Source organism: Streptomyces sp. NBC_01803 (genome assembly GCF_035917415.1).
In the GTDB taxonomy this organism is placed as follows: domain Bacteria; phylum Actinomycetota; class Actinomycetes; order Streptomycetales; family Streptomycetaceae; genus Streptomyces.
Genome location: NZ_CP109073.1, coordinates 4235215 through 4257520, shown reverse-complemented (window position 1 = coordinate 4257520; position 22306 = coordinate 4235215). Strand labels below are relative to the sequence as shown.

General features: G+C 73.7%; 14 protein-coding genes. 11 read left to right on the top strand and 3 right to left on the bottom strand.

Annotated elements, in window-relative coordinates:
• The first annotated feature begins 515 nt into the window (after positions 1 to 515).
• From OIE51_RS19370 to OIE51_RS19355, 4 genes are read left to right on the top strand one after another with little or no spacing between them, the layout of a single operon-like run.
• Positions 516 to 2966, top strand: coding sequence for a sensor histidine kinase (locus OIE51_RS19370; protein ID WP_326599005.1), 2451 nt, complete (start codon positions 516 to 518; stop codon positions 2964 to 2966).
• Positions 2944 to 3387, top strand: coding sequence for a roadblock/LC7 domain-containing protein (locus OIE51_RS19365; protein ID WP_326599004.1), 444 nt, complete (start codon positions 2944 to 2946; stop codon positions 3385 to 3387). The genes OIE51_RS19370 and OIE51_RS19365 overlap by 23 nt, the downstream gene beginning before the upstream one ends.
• On the top strand, positions 3384 to 3755 hold the full coding sequence (locus OIE51_RS19360; RefSeq protein WP_326599003.1) for a DUF742 domain-containing protein: 372 nt from the start codon (positions 3384 to 3386) through the stop codon (positions 3753 to 3755). Before OIE51_RS19365 ends, OIE51_RS19360 begins: the two co-directional genes overlap by 4 nt.
• Positions 3736 to 4317: a GTP-binding protein gene (locus tag OIE51_RS19355; protein WP_326599002.1), complete on the top strand. Its 582-nt coding sequence runs from the start codon at positions 3736 to 3738 to the stop codon at positions 4315 to 4317. The genes OIE51_RS19360 and OIE51_RS19355 overlap by 20 nt, the downstream gene beginning before the upstream one ends.
• Before the next feature lie 22 nt (positions 4318 to 4339).
• Here OIE51_RS19355 and OIE51_RS19350 read toward each other — a convergent pair whose 3' ends face one another.
• On the bottom strand, positions 4340 to 5077 hold the full coding sequence (locus OIE51_RS19350) for a GntR family transcriptional regulator (protein ID WP_326599001.1): 738 nt from the start codon (positions 5075 to 5077) through the stop codon (positions 4340 to 4342).
• 307 nt (positions 5078 to 5384) lie between these two features.
• Complete coding sequence (locus OIE51_RS19345; protein ID WP_326599000.1) at positions 5385 to 8030, bottom strand: FG-GAP-like repeat-containing protein; 2646 nt, start codon at positions 8028 to 8030, stop codon at positions 5385 to 5387.
• Between the two features lie 386 nt (positions 8031 to 8416).
• Here OIE51_RS19345 and OIE51_RS19340 point away from each other — a divergent pair, with 386 nt between their 5' ends.
• Positions 8417 to 10138 (top strand): AMP-binding protein, encoded by a 1722-nt coding sequence (locus tag OIE51_RS19340; protein WP_326598999.1) that lies wholly within the window; start codon positions 8417 to 8419, stop codon positions 10136 to 10138.
• A 2-nt stretch (positions 10139 to 10140) separates the two neighbouring features.
• Here OIE51_RS19340 and OIE51_RS19335 read toward each other — a convergent pair whose 3' ends face one another.
• Positions 10141 to 11871 (bottom strand): MFS transporter, encoded by a 1731-nt coding sequence (locus OIE51_RS19335; protein WP_326598997.1) that lies wholly within the window; start codon positions 11869 to 11871, stop codon positions 10141 to 10143.
• A gap of 251 nt (positions 11872 to 12122) precedes the next feature.
• On the opposite strand from OIE51_RS19335, the gene OIE51_RS19330 reads away from it, so the two are divergent.
• From OIE51_RS19330 to OIE51_RS19305, 6 genes are all read left to right on the top strand, one after another.
• Positions 12123 to 13949, top strand: a complete 1827-nt coding sequence (locus tag OIE51_RS19330) for a fatty acyl-AMP ligase (RefSeq protein WP_326598996.1) — start codon at positions 12123 to 12125, stop codon at positions 13947 to 13949.
• Complete coding sequence (locus tag OIE51_RS19325) at positions 13946 to 18295, top strand: acyltransferase domain-containing protein (protein WP_326598995.1); 4350 nt, start codon at positions 13946 to 13948, stop codon at positions 18293 to 18295. Before OIE51_RS19330 ends, OIE51_RS19325 begins: the two co-directional genes overlap by 4 nt.
• 15 nt (positions 18296 to 18310) lie before the next feature.
• A complete protein-coding gene (locus OIE51_RS19320) occupies positions 18311 to 19321 on the top strand; it encodes an alpha/beta hydrolase (RefSeq protein WP_326598994.1) in 1011 nt (336 codons plus the stop codon).
• Between the two features lie 56 nt (positions 19322 to 19377).
• Entirely contained in the window at positions 19378 to 20361 is a 984-nt protein-coding gene (locus OIE51_RS19315; protein ID WP_326598993.1) for an acyl-CoA desaturase, read from the top strand.
• Positions 20362 to 20515: 154 nt separating this feature from the next.
• A complete protein-coding gene (locus OIE51_RS19310; RefSeq protein WP_326598992.1) occupies positions 20516 to 21661 on the top strand; it encodes a GAF domain-containing sensor histidine kinase in 1146 nt (381 codons plus the stop codon).
• Positions 21649 to 22296, top strand: coding sequence for a response regulator transcription factor (locus OIE51_RS19305; protein ID WP_326598991.1), 648 nt, complete (start codon positions 21649 to 21651; stop codon positions 22294 to 22296). Before OIE51_RS19310 ends, OIE51_RS19305 begins: the two co-directional genes overlap by 13 nt.
• The last annotated feature ends 10 nt before the right edge of the window (positions 22297 to 22306 follow it).

Here is a 22306-nt window from a genome sequence, read left to right as displayed (position 1 = left end):
GCCCCGGCCCGCCGGGCCCGGACCGCGCGCGGAGGGTGCGGATGCTCGACCACGTCCACGACGACGGGGGCCGCGCCTCACCGCACCTGTACGGTGGCTGGAGGAGACATTCGTCGAGCTGACGGGTGGGGTGACGGGGTGGGGTGCCGGGGTGAGCGCGCCGACGAACGCCACGCGGTCGGCGAGGACTTGCCAAAACGAGCGGTTTCGGACCTGTGGCGGAAAACCATGCCACCCGTTAACATCGCCGCGCGAGAGGTTATCGCTCACGTGACGACGCGGTGAACGTACGCGGAAGGCCGCGATGTCTCGTGTCCCGCCGCTGAGGGCGACCCCCGGAGTCGCGGCGACCGGGGCAGTGGCCGCGCCCCTCCTCGCACTCCGGTCCACGGAGCAGCGCCTCTCCTCATCACATCTATCTTCGCCAGGCTGGTCGGGAGCCGGGTCGCCCCCCTGTGAGGCGGCGGTACCGCGGCGGCTCCGGGCGGGCCCGCGCGCCGCGATCGAGGAGCAGGGTGACAGGCAGCAGCAAGAGGTGGCTGAGGGCGATAGCCCGGTCGCGGCGCCACGGCAGCATCCGGCTTTCCCTGGTCCTGCTCGTGGTCGTACCCGTGTGCGCCATGACCGCGCTCTGGGGCGCCGGTTCGGCCGTGCTCCTGGACCCGTGGCAGCGGCTCAGCGAGAGCCGGGGGGACTTCCGGGCGACGGAGGCGGTGTGGAATCCGCTCCGGCAGGCGTTGCAGGCCGAACGGCGGCAGACCCTGGTATGGCTGGCCACCGGCGACGGCCGGGAGGAGCTCGAAACGCTGCGGCACGAGACGGACGCCGCGATCGACGGCTACGGCCACGCCGACCTGAACGATCTGTGGCCCGAGGTGACCGGCTTCCCCGCCGCCTCCTCCGAACTGGCGGGCCGGCTCACGGAACTGGAGGCCGCCCGCACCGCGATCGACGGCGAGCGCCTTACTCGCCTGGACGCCTTCGACGCCTACACCCGGGCCGTGGAAGCCGCCAACAACCTGTTCCAGCCCCTCGTGCGGCACGCGGACTTCGGCAGTGAGCTGACCGAGGCGCTGTTCGACCTGCTGTCGCTGATCGAGACCGGCGAGCTGCTGTCCCAGGAGAACGCGCTGCTCGGCGCGGCCACGGTGACCGGCACCATCAGCACCGGGGAGCGGGAGGCGCTGACCTCCGCCGTCGCCGTGCGGCGCCACCTGGTCGAGCGGCTCATTCCGCAGCTCCCCCGCGATCAACAGAGGCTGTTGGAGGAGACGTTCGCGCTCGACGACGGAGCGGCGCTGGCCCTGCTGGAGTCCGCGGTCATCTCGGGCGCCACCCCCGCCGGCTCCGGAGCGGACGGTGAACTGGCGCTGCCCCGCCTCGAACCGGCGTGGGCGCAGGCGCCCGCCGCCGTCGGGGAGTCGTTCGGGCGGCTGGCGCTCACCCGCCGGGCCGCGCTCACCGATCAGGCCACCCACGACGAGGAGGGGTTCCTGCGGCGCGTCCTCATCAGCAGCGCCATCGGCCTGGCGGGCGTCATCGCGTGCGGCCTCGTCTCGTTCCGGATCACCCGGTCGTTGCTGACCCGGATGTCCGGTCTGCGGCGAGCCACGCTGGAGTTGGCCGAGCAGCGGCTGCCCGAGCTCGTGGACCGGCTGCGGCGCGGCGAGCACGTTCCCGAGGCGGACCGGGTGCCGACTCTCGACTTCGGCAGCGACGAACTCGGCAGGGTCGCCAAAGCGTTCGGAACGGCGCAGCGGACGGCAGTGGCCGTCGCCCTGGAACAGGCCGAGTTGCGCGAGGGCACCCGCCGGATGTTCCTCAACATGTCGCGCCGTACGCAGGTGCTGCTGCACCGCCAACTCGGCGTCATCGACGGCATGGAACACAAGACGACCGATCCCGGGGATCTCGCCGATCTGTACGCGATCGACCATCTGGCCGCCCGCATGCGGCGGAACGCCGAGAGCCTGACCATCCTCAGCGGCGCGACGCCGGGCCGCCGCTGGCACACCGCGGTGCCGCTGAGCGAGATTCTGCGCGGCTCGGTCTCGGAGATCGAGAACTACACACGTGTCGTGCTCGACGGCACCGCCGACCACGCGGTCATCGGGCCCGCCGTGGGGGACGTCATCCACCTGCTGGCCGAACTGATCGAGAACGGCACGATGTTCTCCCCGCCGCACACCGAGGTGCACGTCCGGCCGGTCCCGGTCGCGCAGGGCGTGGCGGTCGAGATCGAGGACCGCGGCCTGGGCATGCCGCCGGCGGATCTGGAGGCCGCGAACCACCTGCTCGCCGCTCCACCGGAGTTCAGCCTCACCACCCTGGGCGTGGACCCCCGGCTCGGGCTCATCGTCGTGAGCCACCTGGCCCGGCGGCACGACATCACCATCACCCTCAGACCCTCCTCCTACAAGGGACTTCTCGCCGTCGTCCTGCTCCCGAACGCCATCCTCGAAGAGCCCGTCGCCACCGTGGGCATCCCGCACGACGACCGTGCCGAGCGCCACCTCGCCTCGGTCCCCCACGGCGAGAGCGGCAGACACCGGCGGGTGCTCCCGGCCGTCCCGGGGGGCGATCCGATCGAGCGCGTCGACGCGGCGCCCCCCGGCCCGCCGCCCCCGGCGGCCGGCCTGCCGCGCCGGGTGCGCATGACCCATCTGGCCCCGCAGCTCCTCGACGGCCCCCCGGCCCCGCGACCGGCGGGCGCACCCGGAGCACCCGGAGCACCCGGACCGGGGAGACCGGCGGAGCCGGGAGGACCGGCCGGGAAGACCGCGGCGGACGAGGCCCGGGAAGCCGCCGAGGCCGAACGGAGCGCGGGCCAGGCGCGGGCGGTGCTGCTCGCCCTGCGGCGCGGCACCCGCCGGGCCCTGGACGAACCGTCCCCCCTCGGCCCTCCGCACCCACTTTCCCAACCGGATTCGACAAGGAGACCCCATGACGGCGACCCAAGCCGGTGAGGGCGGGCTGAGCTGGCTGCTGGACCGTCTGGTGGCCAAGACGCCCGGCACCCTGCACGCCATCGTGCTGTCCGAGGACGGTCTGCTGGTCGGCGCCTCCGCCTCGCTGGCCCGGGACGACGCCGAGCAACTGTCCGCCATCGCCTCGGGATTGCAGTCCCTCGCCCAAGGCACCAGCCGCCACTTCGAGGGCGGCGCGGTGCGCCAGACGATGATCGAGATGGACGACCTGTTCCTCTTCGTCACCGCCGCCGGAAGCGGCGCCCGGCTCGCCGCCCTGGCCACCTCGGCCGTCGACATCGGGACGATCGCCTACGAGATGACCCTGCTCGTCCGGCAGGTGGGCACCTTCCTCACGGCCCCGCCCCGGGTCCCGGAGAACGGGCGGCGGGCGGACGCCGCGGGCGGTGAGCCTGGATGACGCACTGGTCGGAGGACTCCTGGGACGAGGAGCGGAGCGGGCCGATGGTCCGCCCCTACGCCCTCACCCGGGGCCGCACCCAGCCCAGCCGGCCGGACATCGAGCTGATCTCCCTGGTCAGCACCGTCCGGCTGCCCGGCCGCGCGATCCGGCTCCAGCCGGAACAGCTCAGGACCCTGGCCCTGTGCCGCACGCCGACCGCCGTGGTGGAGGTCGCCGCGCATCTCGCCCTGCCGGTCTGCGTCGTCAAGATCCTGCTCGGCGACCTTCTCGACCACGAGCTGATCGTCCTGTCCTCCCCCGACGCCTCGACCGCGTCGGACGTCCGATTCCTCCAGGCGGTGATCGATGGCATCCGCAGGCTCTGAGCTCGTCCCCAGCCCGGACGCGGCGACGGGCAAGATCGTCATCGCGGGCGGCTTCGGCGTCGGCAAGACCACGTTGGTCGCCTCCGTCAGCGAGATCGCGCCGCTGCGCACCGAGGAGCTGATCACCGCGACGAGCGCGGGCGTGGACGACCTCGCCGGCGTCGAGGGGAAGACGACGACCACGGTCGCGATGGACTTCGGCCGCATCACGATCGATCGCGAGATGATCGTCTACCTCTTCGGCACGCCGGGCCAGAACCGTTTCTGGTTCATGTGGGACGACCTCGCCCGTGGCGCGCTGGGCGCCGTGGTCCTCGTCGACGCGCGCCGTCTGGACGTCAGCTTCGCGGCCGTCGACTTCTTCGAGCACCGGGGCATCCCGTTCGTCGTCGCGGTGAACTGCTTCGACGGGCACCAGGTCGCGGCGCTCGCCGACATCGGCGCGGCACTCGACCTCACCCCCGGCACGCCGATCACGCTGTGCGACGCGCGCGACCGCGCGTCCACGAAGGAGGTCCTGCTGACCCTCCTGCACCACGTCCTACGCACGGCCGCGGCCTGACCCGGGGCGGTGCGCGGCGCCGTCAGACCTCAGGGGCGGCGTCGGCGAGCGCGGACGCCGCCGGCTCCGGCTCCGGCTCCGGCGGGGCGTCCACGGCGCCCCGGATGAGCAGGCGGGCGGTGTGCGCGATGTGCTCGCGCAGCAGCCGGGCGGCCAGGTCGGCGTCGCGGGCGACGGCGGCGGCCAGCAGATCGCGGTGCTCGCCGACGATGTCGCGGTGCGGCTCCTGCCCGAAGGAGACCGACCAGTGGAGGTACAGCTCGGCCTCCTCGCGCAGCGCGCGGGCGATGGAGAGCATCCGGCGGTTGCGGCAGCCGTCGAGGAGGGCGAGGTGGAACGCGGCGTGGGCCGTCGCCCACTCGTCGGACGGGTGATCGGCGTCGTCGGGGTCGAAGAAGGGCGTGCGGTCCAGCACGTGGAGGGCGGCGACGAGACGGGCCTCCCACCGCATGTCGCCGTCGAGGACCGAGAGCCGCAGGACGGCTGACTCGATCTCGGTCCTGGCTAAGATCAGATCGGCCAGGTCCTCGTAGGAGAGGGGCGTGACCGAGAACCCCTGGTGCGACTGGCCGGTGACGAACCCCTCGGCCATCAGCCGGGTCAGCGCCTCGCGGGCGGCCCCCACGCTGGTGCCGTAACGCGCGCACAGCTCGGGGAACTTCAGCCGCTGCCCGGGAAGGAGACGGCCGCCCAGGATGTCGGCGCGCAGCCGGGCGTAGAGCTGCCCGGCGCGGGTGGTGCCGTTGCCGTTCTTGACCATGGCGTCAACGTAGCAGGGCTGCGAAAGCTTCCGGGAGTTTCGCATCTGATGGGTTTCGAATTTTTTTATGAGATTCGCAAGGCGCTGCGTCGTCCGCGGGCGGTGTTCGCGCGGTGGGCGGAGTTCCGCCTCTGGGCTCACCCGCGCCCGTGCCCGCGCCCGCGCCGCGGCAGGTGCTGGCGGTGGGGCCCCACGACGCAGGGGCGGCCACAGACGCGCCCGTGGCCCAGCCCTGACCCGCCGGGCGCGAAAGGAGCCGCCGGCACGCGACACGCGCGCCGACGGCTCTTCCCCGTGCGAGGGAACGTCAGGGGGTCAGGGACCACCCGATCTTGACCCCGGTGGGGGTGCCCAGGGTGCCGCGGCCGTAGTTGACGCCGCCGGACAGGAGCAGGCCCGAGCCGCCGGAGTCGATCTGGAGGATCACGCCGTTGGCGGCGTCCTCGCCCTCCGCGCCGATCGCCAGGTCCCCGCGGCCCCAACCGGAGAGGTCGGCGAGCAGCACCGACGAGCCGAGCCGGTCGCCGGACTCGGTGGAGCCGGGGACCCCGGCGGTGTCCTGGGTCAGGCTCGTGGCGCCCGAGGCGGTCAAGCCCGAGGCGGAGCCGCGCAGCAGGAGCGCCGCGCCCGCGTTGGAACGGTTGGTCCCGTCGCGGGTGATGTCCTCGCCGGGCAGGCCGGCGAGGACGTCGGCGTAGCCGTCGAGGTCGTAGTCGCCGGCCGTGACCGAGTACCCCATGCCGTCGCCCGACTCGGCGCCGCCGGGGACGCCGGAGGTGTCCTGGTGGACGACCTTCTTGCCGGTGCCGGTGAAGCCGCCGGAGGCACCGCGGATCACGGTCACCTGGCCGCCGCGCACGGCGTCCGGCTGGCCGACGACCAGGTCGTCGTAGCCGTCGGCGTCGGTGTCGCCCGTGGCGACGGAACGGCCGCCCGGGCTGCTGAGCAGGGTGCCCGCGGTGAGGCCGTCGGCCGAGCCCTTGTGGAGGGTCAGCCGGTCCTTGCCGTCGGCGTCCCGGTGGTTGACGACGACGTCCGCGTAACCGTCGCGGTTGAAGTCGCCGCTGGTGGCGTCGAGGTTGGTGACGGCTCCGGCCGCGCCGGTGGCGAGCGGGCCGCCGGCCGAGGTGCCGTCCGCGACGTCGAACGCCCACCAGCCCGCCGGTCCCTGCCGGGAGGCGGTGAAGACATCGGCCGTGCCGTCGCTGTCGAAGTCGCCGACCGCGACGGCCGAGCCGAGCCGGGCGCCGGCGGCCAGGCTGCCGGCCGGGGCGGCGAGGAGCGCGCTGTCGTTCAGGCCGGGGCCGTACACGACGGTGACCGCGCCCGCGTCCGCGTAGCCGGTGGCGTCCTCGCCGGGGGCGCCGACGACGAGGTCGGCGTAGCCGTCGCCGTTCACGTCGCCGTAGGCGGTGGCCGCGCCCCAGGAGTCGCCCTGCTGGGAGGCGCTGATGATGCCCCCGCTGGACTGGCTGAGGCTGATCCGGGCGGCGCCGACCGGGCCGTCCACGCCGCCGGGCACGATGTGCACCGCGCCGGCCCAGGTGTAGCCGTTCACGGTCTGGGACGGGGTGGCGGTCAGCAGGTCGGTGAGGCCGTCGCCGTTGACGTCGGCGGTGGGCGTGGCGGAGCTCGCGGCCGGACTCGCCGCGAAGCGGCGGATCTCGTCGAGCCGGGCGTAGAGGGTGTCGCCGGGGCACTCGGTGGCGAAGGCGTCGCGGTGGCCGGAGACGGTGCGGAGCGTGGCCTGCTCGCCCTCCTCCCACACCCCGGTGTCGCCCATGGCGGTGAGGGTGACCGAGCCGGTCGGGCTCACCCCGTACTGGCCGAGCTTCCAGGCGGCGACGCGGGCGACGGCGTCGGTGATCACGCGGGTGGGCGTGCCGTCGGTCGCGAAGTTGCCGATGACGGCGATGCCGGTGGAGTAGCTGTTGAAGCCGTAGGTGTGGGCGCCCATGACCGGCAGGTCGGTGCCGCCGCTGCGACCCTCGTAGACCGTGCCGCACTTGTCGACCAGGAAGTTGTAGCCGATGTCGTTCCAGCCCAGCGACTGCACGTGGTATTGCATGATCGACCGGATGATCGCGGGGGCGTCGGCGCAGCTGTAGGCGTTGTCGTCCGTGGTGTGGTGGACGAAGGCCGTGTCGATCCGCTCGATGTAGCCGGAGGGCTCCTCGACCATCGACTCGTCGGCGCCCCAGCCGGAGCGAGGGACGATCGCGGGCCGGGTGACGGTCGACGCGGGGGCCGTGGGTGCCTCGCCGGCGAGGGCCTCGGTCTCGATCTCGGCCTCGGTCTCGATCTCGATCTCGGGGGCCACGTTCTCCGAGGTGGCGGCGGTCGTGGTGGCGCTGGTGAGCCGGGTCGGGGCGGCCGGGTCGACGGCCTGTTCGACCTCGTCCTCGGTGACGCCCGGGTCGATCAGGTCGAGCCGCATGCCCTCCGGGAGTCCCGAGGCGGTGCCGTCGTCCGCCACCACGCGGGCCTCGACGCCGTCGGACTCGCCCACCCAGTGCGGGTGGGTGCCGCCGCGGGCCTCGCTCTCCCGGCCCTCCTCGGTCTCGGGGGCCTCGCTGTCGGCGTCCAGCGGCTGCCAGTCCGTCCACTCCCCCGTCACCGCGCTGCGGACCCGGACCTCGACGCGGCCGTCCAGCTCGGCGGCCGAGTCCGGCCACGATATGCCCACACTGCTGAACGGCTCGGTGTCGCGGCTGGCGACCCCGCGTTCGGCCGCTCCCCGGTCCTCCAGCCGCACGCTGTGCAGCGTGGCCGGGCGCTCGGTGACCGGCGGGCCGCCGGAGCCGTGTCCGGATGACGCGGAGGGGTCGGCGGAGGGGTCGGCGACGGCGACCGTGACCACTCCGGCGCCCGCCGCGGCCACCGCCGCCACCGTCAGATACACGCGGGCCTTGACGCTCAGCGTCCTTCGCGCACGTGGGTTACGCGGCTTCACTCGCGCCGCCTTTCTCTTCTCTTGTTCGAGCGGCTCGAAACAGCCCGATGGATCAGCGGAGTTCACGGTACCAGCGGGTAGAACATGTCAAATCACCGCATTTCGCCGAGAACACGGGCGGGCTGCCACGCCCGGCGGGGCAACCCTCACAGCATCCGGGGTCCGCGATGTCGCGGGACGTCCACGACCCGCCTCCCCCTCCGCGCGATCGTGGCCCGCCGGGTGTGGACCACCCGTCCCGGGTTGATAGTCATAGGACGCACAATCCGCGGGTCCGCCCCCGCGCGTGGATGACAAGACCCGGGGGCCGTCGGTGCGCGATCATCGTCTGCTGGTCATGCTGCTGACGAGGTCGCGGGCCAGGTCAGAGGGGACGGAGACGGAAGATGCCGGAGTCCGGAAGGCGGGCGGACAACGCGCCCTGGCTGCAGTTCTATCCGGCCGGGGTCCCGCACGACGTCCGAATACCGGACGCTCTTCTTTACTCACTGCTGGACGACGCGGCACGGGCGTACGGCGGCCGGACCGCGCTGGTCTTCTTCGGGCGGCGGGTGAGCTACGGCGCGTTGCGGCGCGCGGTCGACCGTTTCGCCGCCGGCCTGCGTGACCTGGGCGTCTCGCCCGGCGACCGGGTGGCGCTGGTGCTCCCCAACTGCCCACAGTTCGTGGTCACGTTCTTCGCCGCGCTGCGGATCGGCGCGGTCGCCGTGCCGGTCGGCCCGCAGCTGAGCGAGCGGGAGCTGCGGCACCAGCTCGCCGACAGCGGCGCGGTGGCCGCCGTCGTCGTCGAGGGCGCGCTGCCCAAGGTGCGGCCCGTGCTGCGGCACACCGCGCTCAAGCACGTCATCAGCACCTCGCTGGACGAGGCGCTGCCGATCCGGCTGAGGCTGGTCCTGCGGCTCCCGCTGGCCAGGTCCCGCGCGGCGCGCAGGCGCTTCTCGCCGGGGGTGCCGCGCGGCCTGGACACGATCCCGTGGCATGAGGTGGCCCGGCACGCGCCACTGGGCGAGGCGGCCGGGGAGCCGGCCCCGGCGCGGCCGGACGACATGGCCGTGCTCCAGTACACGGGCGGGACCACCGGCGCCCCCAAGGGCGTGGTGCTCACCCACCGGAACCTGCTCGCCAACGCGCACCAGGTCGAGGCGTGGCACGCCCCGCTGCGCGGCAAGCGGGAGACGACGCTCGCGGTGCTGCCGTTCTCCCACGTCTACGGCCTGACGCTGAGCCTGGGCGCCGGAATCCTGAACGGCGCCCGCACGGTGTTGCTGCCCGCGCCGGACACCGGCCGGCTGCTGCGCGCCGCGCGCCGCTGGAAGCCGACGCTGCTGCACGCGACGCCGCCGGTCTTCGAGGACCTGCTCGCCCGTCCACCCCGGGAGTTGGAGGCGCTGCGGACGCTGCGCGGCTGCGTGTCCGGCGCGCTGCGGCTGTCGCCGGACGCGGTGAGCCGGTTCGGCGAGGTGGGGCGGGCCCGGCTGGTGGAGAGCTACGGGCTCACCGAGGCCGCCCCCGTGGTGCTGGTCAATCCGCTGAACGCCAACGCCAGGCCCGGCACCGTCGGCATCCCGCTGCCGGGCACCGAGATCCGCATCACCCGCGAGGACGACCCGGCGACCGACGCCGGGCCCGGCGAGGCGGGCGAACTCCTGGTGCGCGGGCCGCAGGTGTTCGCCGGGTACTGGAACGATCCCCGGGCCACGGCGGGGAGGCTGCGCGACGGCTGGCTGAGGACCGGGGACATCGCCGTGATGAGCCCGGACGGCTTCGTCACGCTCATCGACCGGAGCGTGGACGTGATCCACATGGCCGGGGCGCAGGTCTTCCCGTCCGAGATCGAACGGGTGCTGTGCGAGCACCCGGCGGTGCGCGAGGCGGCGGTGATCGGCGCGCCGAACCCGGCGGACCGGGGCCTGGGCCAGGTGGTACGGGCGGTGGTGGTGATGGAGGGCGGCCAGGCGGTGAGCAGGTCAGCGCTGATCGAGCACTGCGCGGCCCGGCTGCCCGCCTACAAGGTGCCGGCGCTGATGGAGTTCCGCGGCTCGTCGCTGCCGCGCGGCCAGGTCGGGAAGATGCTGCGCCGGGAACTGCGCGAGACGCCGCCCGCGTAGCGTCAGGCGCCGCCCTCGGCGGCGGTCTCGATCGCCCCTGCGGGTGGCGGCGGCAGGGCGAGCGGCGCCGAGGTGGCGGTCTCGGCGGCGGTCTTGGTCGGCGCGCCCGGTGGGCGCGCCGGAGCGGCCCCGGACGGAGCGGCCCCGGACGGAGCGGCCCCGGACGGAGCGGCCCCGGACGGAGCGGCGTACGCGATCGGCCGCGTCAAAGGAGTGACCGGCCGCGCGAAGCCGTCGGTATCGGCCGGGGTCGGCGCGTCCGCCGGGACGTGTTCCGCCGACCCGGCCCGCGCGGCCGGCCCGACCGATGGGATCGGCGCGCGGCGGCGGGCCCGGTGGCGGCCCGGGCGGCGCAGGGCGACCACGGTGATCAGCGCGCCCAGCAGCACGCAGCCGGCCGCGAGCTGGAGCCCGGTGTCGTAGCCGTGCAGGAACGCGGTGGCCGGGTCCGCCCCGTCCTCGATCGCGGACCGCTCGCGCCGGGTCAGCACCACGCCGACGAGCACCACCCCGAACACGCCGGACACCTCCCGAGCCGCGCTCACCACGCCGGTGGCCATGCCGGTGCGGGTGACCGGCACGCCGTCGAGCGAGCGGATCGTGAGCGGGGTGGTCAGCGCCGACCCGGCCCCGATCAGCAGCAGACCCGGCTGGAGGCTGCCGTACGTCGCGTCCGCGCCCTGCTGCGACACCAGCACCAGGCCACCCGCGACCGCCGCCAGCCCGACGGCGATCACCCGGTGGGCGCCCAGCGTCTTCGACCAGCGCTCCGCGTAGGGCGTGGTGACCAGCAGCGCCGCCGCCAGTGGCAGGAAGGCGAGCCCGGCCTTGGTGGGCGAGAAGCCCAGGATCTGCTGGAGGTAGAGGGCGGTGAAGAAGAACACCCCGTTGACGCCGATCCCCCACAGCACCTGGGCGGCGGTGCCGCCGCTGAGCGCGCGGTTGCGGAAGAGCCCGGGATCGACCAGCGGCAGGAACGTCCGCGACTCCACGATCAGGAACAGCAGGCCCGTCACGGCCGCGCCGATCAGGTACTGCGGCACGGGCGCGGTGCGGAAGCCCTCCGCGCCGCCCTCCACGAGCCCGTACGTCAGCAGGTACAGCGCGAGCGAGGACAGCAGGACACCCGGCACGTCGAGCACGCTCACCAGGCGGCTGTCGTCGTTCTCCGCGCGGGGCACGGCCGGGACGGCGAGGGTGAGCAGGAGCGCGGCGGCGCCGAAGGGGACGTTCAGGTAGAACACCCACTCCCAGCCCCAGTGCTCGGTGATGATGCCGCCCGCCAGCGGGCCCAGCGCCAGCGCGATGGCCAGCGCCGACGTCCACACGCCGATCGCGAAGGCGCGCCGCCGCTCCGGGAGGTCGGTGGCGACGACCGCCAGCGAGGCGGGGATGACCAGGGCGGCGCCCACGCCCTGCGCGGTCCGGGCCGCGATCAGGGATGAGCCGCTTCCGGCCAGCCCGACGAAGACCGAGGAGACGGTGAAGATCACCAGCCCGGTGGCCAGCACGGGCCGACGGCCCAGCAGGTCGGCGAGCCGGCCGCCGACCAGCAGCAGGGCGCCGAAGCTCAGCACATAGCTGGTCGCGACCCACTCCAGGTCCTTCAGGCTCAGGCCCAGGTCGCGTTGGACGGACGGCAGCGCGACGTTGATCACCGTGTTGTCGAGCGTGGTGATGAACCCGGCCAGAGCGATCATGGCCAGCACCGCGAGCTGCCTGCTTCTGCCCACCGTGGCTCCTTCCCTCCCTGTGCCGGGACCATACTCGCGTAGCGGGGCAAGACCCTTGTGTCCGAAGTGACAAAGAGCGATGCGGGAACTGTCATCAGGTTCTCTAACCGACGCGAGCACCGCGCCAGAACCTTCTCTTTGGGGTCACGATCGGGTCTGCGTCGCATACGGATGCCCTGACCCACCCGTTCGTGCCGCACTCGGCAGTCCCCCCATCGCCCTGCCTATGGAGCGTCATGCCACCGAAGTTGATGTCAGAACCGCCCGCCGAGTTTCGTCCGCTGACCGCGGAGTTGCGGCGTTGGTCGGCCGAGCGCGGGCATCTCCGCGCGTTCACCTTTGTGGAGTTTCCCGAGGTGGATTCTCCCGGGGTTCACCGCAGCCTGTCCTGGCAGCGGGTGTACCAGCGTGCGCAGGCGGTCGCCGAGCGGTTGTCCGGGACGGTGCGTCCCGGGGACCGGGCGGCGTTGATGCTGCCGCAGGGGCTGGACTACGTGGTCGCGTTTCTGGGCTGTCTGTACGCGCGCGTGATCGCGGTGCCGTTGTTCAGCCCGGATCTGCCCGGTCATCAGGGGCGGCTGGCGGCCGTGCTGGACGACTGTGAGCCGGCGTGTGTGCTGTCGGACGCGGCGACCGCGCCGTTGGTGCGGGCGTTCGCGCAGGAGCACGGGAACCCGGCGGTGCCGGTGGTGCTGGTCGACGAGCTGCCGGACGCGGCGTCGGAGGAGATCGTGGTGTCCCCGGACGCGGACGACATCGCCTACCTGCAGTACACCTCGGGCTCCACCCGTACTCCGGCCGGGGTGATGATCAGCCACGGGAATGTGGCGGCCAACGCGTTGCAGACGATCTCGGCGTTCGACGGGCACCCGGACCGCTCCACCACGGTGGGGTGGCTGCCGCTGTTCCACGACATGGGGCTGGTGCTGAGTGTCGCCGCGCCGATCGTGTGCGGGGTGCCGTCGGTGCTGATGGACCCGGTGTCCTTCCTGGAGGAGCCGGTGCGCTGGCTGCGGCTGCTGGGCTCCTACCGGGGAACGATCAGCGCGGCGCCGAACTTCGCCTACGACTACTGCGCCTCCCGGATCGACGCGGATCAGGCGGCGGGTGTGCGGGGTCTGGAGCGGGTGCGGACGCTGATCAACGGCAGCGAGCCGGTGCGCACCGGCACGATCGACCGTTTCCAGGAGGTGTTCGGCCCGGCGGGGCTTCCGGCGCAGGCGCACTGCCCCTCCTACGGGCTGGCGGAGGCGACCGTGTTCGTGGCGGCCGATCCGCTGGACCGGGTGCCGCACGCGGTGGTGTGCGAGCGGGAGGCGCTGACGCTGGGCCGGATCGAGCCGGTGGAGGTGTCGGACCCGGCGGCGACCTCACTGGTGGCCTGCGGGGGGCCGGTCGGCCAGGAACTGTGCGTCACCGACCCGGACACCGGCACGGTGCTGCCGGAGGGACGGATCGGGGAGATCCGGCTGCGCGGGCCGAATATCGGCCTGGGCTACTGGAAACGCTCGGAGCGCTCGGCCGACTCCTTCGGCGCCCTCATCCCGGGAACGGGCGAGGAGCCGTGGCTGCGCACCGGGGATCTGGGCGCGGTGTTCGAGGGGCAGCTGCTGGTGACCGGGCGGCTGAAGGACCTGATCATCGTGGACGGCCGCAACCACTACCCCCAGGACCTGGAGGAGACCGTCCAGTCCACGGTCGACGCGGTGCGCCGTGACCGGCTCGCCGCGTTCGCCGTCCCCACCGACGCCGACGGCGACGGCGACGGCCCGGACCGGGTGATCGTGGTGGCCGAACACCGCCGCGACATCGACCCCACCCCCGCCCTGCGCGAAACCTCCGAAGGCACCGCCCGCGCCCAGGTCTCCCGCGCCCACGGCGTGCGCCTGGACCGCCTCCTCCTGGTACCGCCGGGCACCGTCCCGCGCACCTCCAGCGGCAAAGTCTCCCGCAGCGCCTGCCGCGCCCAGTACCTCACCGGCGCCTACGCCGGAGCGGAGGGGAATGTTTCCCACCTCCGCGTGGTGGCGGACGACGGCGCGGAGCCCCGGGAACAGCAACAGCAGGAGGCGCAGTGAGTGTGAGTGTCGGGGAGTCCGTGCGCCGCACGGTCGTGGCCAGGCTCAATGAGTGGTACGGGCTGAGTGCCGATCAGGTGACGGATGACCGGCCGTTCGCCGAGCTGGGGCTGACCTCCCGTGACGCGGTGGCGTTGGCCGCCGATCTGTCGACGGTGACGGGGGTGCGGTTGCCGCCGACGTTGATGTGGGAGGCGTCGTCGCTGGCGCGGTTGACGGCGCTGGTGAACGAGGCGGTCAACGACATCGCCCCGGCCGTTGAGGTGGCGCCCGCGCCCGTTGTCGGTGGTCCGGTGGGTTCCGCCGCGGTGGCGGTGATCGGTCTCGGGTGCCGGTTGCCGGGTGGGGTGAACGGGCCCGGGGCGTTCTGGGATCTGCTGTGCCGGGGTGGGGATGTGGTCGGCACGGTCCCGGAGGGGCGGTGGGATCCGTTCATGCCGGAGGGCGGGGAGGCGGAGCTGGCCGGGGTGAGCCGGCACGGCGCGTTCCTGGGCGGGATCGGGGAGATCGCGGGGTTCGACGCGGAGTTCTTCGGGATCGCGCCGAACGAGGCGGTCGCGATGGACCCGCAGCAGCGGATGCTGCTGGAGGTGGCCCGCGAGAGTCTGGACCACGCCGCGCTGTCCGCGACCGCTCTGGCCGGCTCACGCACCGGTGTGTATGTCGGGATCAGCGGGAACGAGTACGCGCGGCTGACCACGGCGGAGCTGGAGCGGATCGACGCGTGGACGCCGCCGGGCGCGGCGTTGTCGATCGCGGCCAACCGCCTGTCCTACGCGCTGGATCTGCGCGGCCCCAGCATGGCGATCGACACCGCGTGTTCGTCCTCGCTGGTCGCCATCCATCAGGCGGCCCGCGCGCTGGCGGGGGGTGAGATCGACACGGCGCTGGCGGGGGGTGTGAATCTGCTGCTCACCCCGGGGCTCACTCTGGGGTTCCAGCGGGCGGGGGCGACGGCGGCGGACGGGCGGTGCAAGACGTTCGACGCTTCGGCCGACGGCATGGTCCGTGGCGAGGGCTGCGGCGTGGTCGTGCTGAAGCGGCTGGCGGACGCGGAGCGGGACGGGGACCGGATCCTGGCCGTGATCCGCGCCTCGGCCGTCAATTCCGACGGTCGTTCCAACGGGCTGCTCGCCCCGAACGCGCAGGCGCAGCGCGCGCTGCTGGCCGAGGCCCACGCGGGCCTGGGGCCGGTGGCGCCCGGGCTGGTGGACTATGTGGAGGCGCACGGCACGGGCACCGCGCTGGGCGATCCGATCGAGGCCACCTCACTCGGCCGGGTCCTGGGCGCGGGCCGGGAGGTGGACCGGCCGCTGCTGATCGGCAGCGCCAAGACCAACCTCGGCCACCTGGAGGCCGCCGCCGGGGTGACCGGGTTCATCAAGACCGTGCTGGCCCTGCACCACGGGGAGATACCCCCGCACCTGCACTTCACCCGGCCCAGCCCCTACATCGACTTCGACGACCTGACCCTGCGGGTGGTCACCGACGCCGAACCCTGGCCACGCTACTCCGGCACCGCCACCGCCGGGGTGTCCGCGTTCGGGTTCGGCGGCACCAACGCCCACGTCGTCCTCCAGGAACACACCCCGCCCACCACCCGCGCCGCCCGCTCGGCCGCGGGGGCGCCGGCGGTGGTGCTGGTGGACGCGCCCAGCGAAGCCAGGCTGCGCCAGGACGCCGGGGATCTGGCCGGGTGGCTGGGGTCCGCGACGGGCCGACGGGCGCGGGCCGCCGATATCGGCCGGACCCTGGCGGGCCGCATCGGGCGCGGCCGGCACACCGCCGCCGCCGTCGCGCACACCCCCGCCGAACTCGCCGACGCGCTGGCCGCTTTGGCCGGGGGGCGGGCGCACCCGGCGCTGGTCACCGGCTCCGGCCGCCGCACCGCCCCTGGGCCGGGCGCGGTATGGGTGTTCTCCGGCTACGGCTCCCAGTGGCCCGGCATGGCCCAGCGCCTCCTGACCACCGAACCCGCCTTCGCCGAAGCCGTCGACCGCCTCGAACCCCTCATCCAGCGCCACGCCGGCCTGTCCCTGCGCGCCCACCTGCGCCCCGACGCCGAACTCGACATGCCCTCCGTCGTCCAGCCCGTCCTGTTCGGCATCCAGGTCGCCCTGGCCGAACTGTGGCGCTCCCACGGCCTGGAACCCGCCGCCGTCATCGGCCACTCCATGGGCGAAGTCGCCGCCGCCGTCGCCGCCGGAGCCCTCGACATCGACACCGGCGCCCGCGTCATCGCCACCCGGTCCTGGCTCCTGGACAGCCTCAGCGGCGGGGCCATGGCCGTCATCGGACTGTCGGAAACCGACGTCCTCACCAAGGCCACCGGGCTCGACAGCGTGCAGATCGCGGTGCACTCCTCACCCGGGCAGTGCGTCGTCACCGGCACCACCGACGACATCCACCGCCTGGTCCAGGACGTCACCGCCGAAGGCGGCCTGGCCCGCGTCATGCCCGCCGGCGGCGCAGCCGGACACTCCCCCCAGATCGACCCCCTCCTCGGGCCTCTGCGGCGGGAGCTGGGCACCGTCCCCCACTCCGTCCCCCGCCACCGCTTCTACTCCACCGTCGAGGACGACCCCCGCGACACGGCCACCTTCGACGCCGACTACTGGGCCGCCAACCTCCGCCGCCCCGTCCGGTTCGCCCAGGCGGTGACGGCCGCCGCCGAAGACGGCCACCGCGTGTTCGTCGAACTCGCCCCCCACCCCACCCAGCTCCACCCCCTCACCGAAACCCTCCACACCACGGGCGCCCAGGACACCCTCGTCCTGCCGACCCTGCGCCGCGACACCGACGACGCCATCGCCTTCCGCCGCGCCCTGGCCACCCTCACCGTCAACGGCGTCACCACCCCGCCGTCCGCCCTGCACCCGGGCGGCACCGTCATCGACATCCCCGGCCCCCGCTGGCGCCACCACCGCTACTGGGCCACCGACATCACCACCCAGCCCACCGTCGCGACCGAGCCAGAACCCGGCAGCGCCCCCGCCACCACCACCGACCGGCTGCGGGCGCGGGTCGCCGCGATCATGGGCTACCCACCCGACAGCATCGGCCCCGACGTGCCGCTGACCGACCTCGGCCTCGATTCCCTCATGGCCGCCCGCATCATCGCGGCCGTCGCCGACGAGTTCGGCACCCGCGTCGACCCCCGCGTCCTGCTGCGCCAGGGCACCCTCACCCAGGTCGCCGCGCTGCTGGACGGCGCGGACGAAGGCGCGGACGCGGGCGCGGGCGAGGGCGCGGACGCGGTGATCACGCCCGGGGTGGCTGCCGGCGGGCCCGCGCCGCGGGACGAGGCCGAGCGGCTGGTCGCGCACACCTGGCAGGCCCTCACCGACGGGCCGCCCCCCGGCGCCCTCACGGACCTGCGGCTGGCCGAGGCCGACCCGGAGCTGGTGCGCCACCTCGCGGCAGCGCTGTCCGAAGGCACCGGCACCCTGGTGCCCGTCGAGGACCTGACCCGGCCGCCGACCACCGTCACCGCCCTCGCCACCCGCATCCGCCCCGCTCTCACCCCCACCACCGCCACCGGCCCCCTCACCACCCTCGCCCCCGGCACCGGCCTGCCCCCCCTCTTCCTCGCCCACCCCGCCGGCGGCACCACCGCCGTCTACCGCACCCTCGTCCAACGTCTGGGCGCCGACCGCCCCGTCTACGGACTCGAACGCCTGGGCGGCATGGCCGACGTCAGCGAACGCGCCGCCGCCTACGCCGATCTCATCCGCACCACCCACCCCGACGGACCCTGGATCCTCGGCGGCTGGTCCTACGGCGGACTCGCCGCCCAGGAAACCGCCCGCCTGCTGACCGCCGACGGCGGCACCGTCACCGCCCTCGTTCTCATCGACTCCGTCCTCCCCCTGCCCGCCACCGGACCGGCCCTCTCACCCGCCGACGAGGCCCGACGCCGCTTCAGCGCGTTCGCCGCCTACATCCAGCAGACCTACGGCGCCGAACTTCCCCTCCCCTACGACGAACTCGCCGAACTCAGCGACGACGAGCAGGTCCAATGGGTCGTCAAGGCCCTCGAACAGGCCATCGACCTGCCCCCCGCCATCGCCGAACACCAGCGCACCTCCTACCTCGACCTGCGCAGCGCCGAACGCCACACCCCCAGCCCCTACACCGGCCGCACCCTGCTCTACCGGGCCATGGAAGAGGCGCCGCACACCGTCCGCGACGCCCGCTACGAACGCGCCGACGAGGCACTGGGCTGGGACGCGCACTGCGCCGACCTCACCATCACCCCCCTGCCCGGACACCACATGTCGCTCCTGGAACCCCCCGTCGTCGACATCCTCGCCGGGCTGCTCGCTCGCGACCTGGCCGAGAGCTGAGGAGAGAACACCCGCATGTCCGCACAGCACCCGCGCAGACGCGCCGCCACCCGCGCCGCCGTGGCGAGCGCGGCCACCCTGGCCGCCCTGGCCGGTCTCGTCTACGCCCCCGACGCCATGGGCACGGGAACCGGGACCACGGTCACCGCCGGGCCCGCCGTCACCGCGAACGACGGCGCCCGCGTCGTCTCCGAGACGTGGCTGGGCGACCGGACGGTGGATCTTCAGATCCAGTCCCCCGCCGTGGGGAAGACCGTCCCGACGCGGGTGCTGCTCCCGGAGGGCTGGTCGGCGGACGCGGACCGCACCTGGCCCGTGCTCTACCTCCTGCACGGCGGTGGCGACGACTACGACTCGTGGACACGCGAGACGGACATCGAGGAGTTCATGGCGGGCCGGGACGTCATCACCGTCATGCCGTCGGCCGGGCGCACCGGCATCACCGCCAAGTGGCAGGACGGCAAGGACTACGTCACGTTCCAGGCGGACGAGCTGGCGCAGCTCCTCCAGCGCGGCTACCGGGCCGGGACCGACCGGGCCGTGGGGGGCATCTCCACCGGCGGGTACGCGGCGTTCGCGCTCGCCGCCCAGCGGCCCGGCACGTTCGACGCGGCGGCCTCGTACAGCGGCATCCTGCACACGCAGTTCCCCGGGGTGCCGACCCTGCTGACGGCGATCCTCGCCCGGGAGGGCCTGCTGGCCGGCGCGCTGTGGGGCTACCCGTTCCTGAGCTGGTCCACCTGGCAGGCCAACAACCCGTACAACCAGGTCGAGAAACTGCGCGGCACCTCGCTCTACATCTCCGCCGGCAGCGGCCTGCTCGGCAGCGCCGGGGACCTCCTCGGCGAGGGCCTGGAGAGCGCGCTGTGGCCGTCGACGCAGGCGTTCGCCCAGCGGCTGTCGTCACTCGGCATCCCCGCGCAGACCCACTTCTACTCGGGCGGTTCCCACAACTGGCAATACTTCAACCGGGAGTTCGAGAGGTCTTGGCCGATGCTCGCCGAGGCCCTGGGGCTGCCCGCCTGACGCGCCATCCACTCCGCCCACCCCCCAACCCTCACCCTCACCCCTGGAGGGGATCCATGGCACAGCCCACCACCACACCCGGCCCCGAAGCCCTGTGGGGCGACCGGATGGGGACCCGTGACCGCGTGATCGTCGGCATCTTCGTCGGCATCCCGTTCCTGGCCGTCATCGCCTCCGTCGCCGTCCTGTGGGGCTGGGGCGTGTCCTGGCACGACCTCGTGATCGCCGCCGTCATGTACCTCATCGTCATGCACGGCGTCACGATCGGCTACCACCGCCTCTTCACCCACAAGGCGTTCAAGGCCAGCCGGCCCCTCAAGATCACCCTCGCCGTGGCCGGCTCCCTCGCCGTCCAGGGCGACCCCATCACCTGGGTCGCCGACCACCGCCGCCACCACCAGTTCGCCGACCAGCCGGGCGACCCCCACTCACCCTGGCGCTTCGGCACCTCCGTCCCCGCCCTCCTCAAAGGCATGGTCTGGGCCCACATCGGCTGGACCATGAACAACGAGAAGACCAACGAACGCCACTACGTCCCCGACCTCCTCGCCGACCGCGACCTGGTCATCATCCGCTACCTCCAACTCCCCCTCGTCCTCATCACCTTCGGCGCCCCCGCCATCGTCGGCGGCCTGTGGGGCGACGGCACATGGGACAGCGACGCCGCCTGGTCCGCCTTCTTCTGGGCCGGACTCGTCCGCGTCGGACTCATCCACCACGTCACCTGGTCCATCAACTCCATCTGCCACATGGCCGGCGCCCGCCCCTTCAAATCCCGCGACAAATCCGGCAACGTCTGGTGGCTGGCCCCCCTCTCCGGCGGTGAAGCCTGGCACAACCTCCACCACGCCGACCCCACCTCCGCCCGCCACGGCGTCCTGCGCGGACAGATCGACTCCAGCGCCCGCCTCATCCAGCTCTTCGAGAAATTCGGCTGGGCGCAGGAGGTCCGCTGGCCCGACCAACGCCGCATCACCGCCAAGTCCGTGTCGCCCGACACGGTGGCGCACAAGTCCCTGGTGAAGGACGCCGGGAAGTGAGCACGACGGCGTTTCCGCCGCCGGGCGTCCGGCGGTCGACCCGCGCGTATCAGCCGGTTCTCACCCGGTGCGGACGGGAGGCGTTCCCCGCGCCGGGGCGGTAGTCCGGGTCGTCATGTGGTGCCGGCGGTGCCCGGTGTGCCAGTCTCGTCGCATGGACGAGGACGTCGACGCGGCGCTGCGCACGTCGGGCGCGCTCGACGAGTTGATCGACGAGCGGCACCAACTGGCCCTGCTGCTGGACCGGGTGGCGCTGCTGCGGCGGGTCGCCGACGCGGCGCGCGAGGCCGGCGGCGTGGACATCGGGATGGTCGGTGATCCGGGCGGCGGCGACGAGGTCGTGCTGCGCGGGCTCGTGGGTGTCGAACGCGAGTGCCTGCGCGACCTGGTGGTGCCGCGCGGTCTGGGCCTGGGCGGCAAGGCCGCCGCGCTGCTGCGCCCGGTGTGGGTGCAGGACTACGTGCTCAGCGGCACGATCACGCACGACTTCGACGCGCCGGTCACCGAGGAGGGCCTGCGGGCGCTGCTGGCCCTGCCGATGCGCTTCGGGGAGCAGTTCACCGGCGTGCTCTACGTGGGGTTGCGGCGACCGGCCCGGTTCGGCGACGACGCCATCACGCGGCTCCAGCGGATCGCGGACGAGGGCGCGGAGCGGTTCTTCGTGGCGGACCGGCTGGAGGAACGCACCGAGGCGGCGGTGGCCGCCGAGCGCGCGCGGATCGCGGCGGGACTGCACGACTCGGTGGGCGCGATGCTGTTCACCGCCGGGGCCGAGCTGCGCGACCTGCGGACCGATCCGGGCCTGAGCCCGCAGGTGACGGCGCGGCTGCGGAGCGTGGAGCGGCGGATAGCGGAGGCGGCCTCGCTGTTCAGGGAGTCGCTGGCCGGGATGGACGACACCGCGCCGCGCCAGGAGCTGCACGCCACGCTGGTGGCGGACTGCAAGGTGTTCGGGGAGCGGACCGGGATCGTGGCGCGGTGCGTCGTGGTGACGCCCGTGCCGGAGCTGGACGCCGGGCGGCGCGGCGCGCTGGTCGGGGTGGCGCGGGAGGCCCTGCTGAACGTGGAGAAGCACGCGCGGGCCTCGTCGGTGGTGGTGAGCCTCGCGGGCATCGACGGCGGCGTCAGCCTGGCCGTCGCGGACGACGGCGTCGGCTGGAACGACGACTCGCGCGATCCGGCGGTCTCCTCCGGGCGCGGCCTGCCGATGGCCAGGGAACGGCTGGAGCGGCTGGGCGGTTCGCTGTCCGTGGTCTCCGACGAGGACGGCGGCCTGACCGTGCGGGGGTGGCTGCCGTGAGCACGGCCGAGGCGCCGCTGCGGCTGCTCGTCGTGGACGACCACCCCGTGGTGGCGGGCGGCGTCCAGCTCCTGCTGCGTCCCGACCCGACGATCGTGATCGCGGGCACGGCCCGTTCCGGGCGCGAGGCGGTGCGGGTGGCGGCCGAGGTGGCGCCGGACCTGGTCCTGCTGGACCTGCGGCTGCCCGACATGCTCGGCACCGAGGCGATCGGCGCGCTGCGGGCACGGGTGCCGGGCGTGCGGATCGTGCTGTTCACCGCGTACGCCGAGCACGCGGCGCTCCCGGCGGCACTCGCGGGCGGCGCGGACGGGTGTCTGCTGAAGGACTCCTCGATCACCGACCTGGCGGCGGCGCTGCACCGGATCGCGAGCGGGGTGCGGGTGATCGACCCCCGGCTCGGCACCGACGCGGCCAGCCGGGTGACCGAGGCACTGATCCGCACCGGGCTGACGCCACGCGAGTACGAGGTGCTGCGGTGGGTGGCGGTGGGCCGCACCAACCCGGAGATCGCCGAGCAGCTCGGGCTGACGCGGAACACGGTGAAGGCGTACCTGCAGAGCGCGATGGCCAAGCTCGGCGCGCACAACCGGGTCGAGGCGGTCGCCCGCGCCGGCCAGGAGCGACTGCTGTAACGGGCCGGTG

Coding starts and splice junctions, on each gene's coding strand:
- OIE51_RS19330 (WP_326598996.1), top strand. CDS start 12,123: ATGTCAGAACCGCCCGCCGAGTTTCGTCCGCTGACCGCGGAGTTGCGG.
- OIE51_RS19340 (WP_326598999.1), top strand. CDS start 8,417: ATGCCGGAGTCCGGAAGGCGGGCGGACAACGCGCCCTGGCTGCAGTTC.
- OIE51_RS19350 (WP_326599001.1), bottom strand. CDS start 5,077: ATGGTCAAGAACGGCAACGGCACCACCCGCGCCGGGCAGCTCTACGCC.
- OIE51_RS19365 (WP_326599004.1), top strand. CDS start 2,944: ATGACGGCGACCCAAGCCGGTGAGGGCGGGCTGAGCTGGCTGCTGGAC.
- OIE51_RS19320 (WP_326598994.1), top strand. CDS start 18,311: ATGTCCGCACAGCACCCGCGCAGACGCGCCGCCACCCGCGCCGCCGTG.
- OIE51_RS19315 (WP_326598993.1), top strand. CDS start 19,378: ATGGCACAGCCCACCACCACACCCGGCCCCGAAGCCCTGTGGGGCGAC.
- OIE51_RS19355 (WP_326599002.1), top strand. CDS start 3,736: ATGGCATCCGCAGGCTCTGAGCTCGTCCCCAGCCCGGACGCGGCGACG.
- OIE51_RS19310 (WP_326598992.1), top strand. CDS start 20,516: ATGGACGAGGACGTCGACGCGGCGCTGCGCACGTCGGGCGCGCTCGAC.
- OIE51_RS19360 (WP_326599003.1), top strand. CDS start 3,384: ATGACGCACTGGTCGGAGGACTCCTGGGACGAGGAGCGGAGCGGGCCG.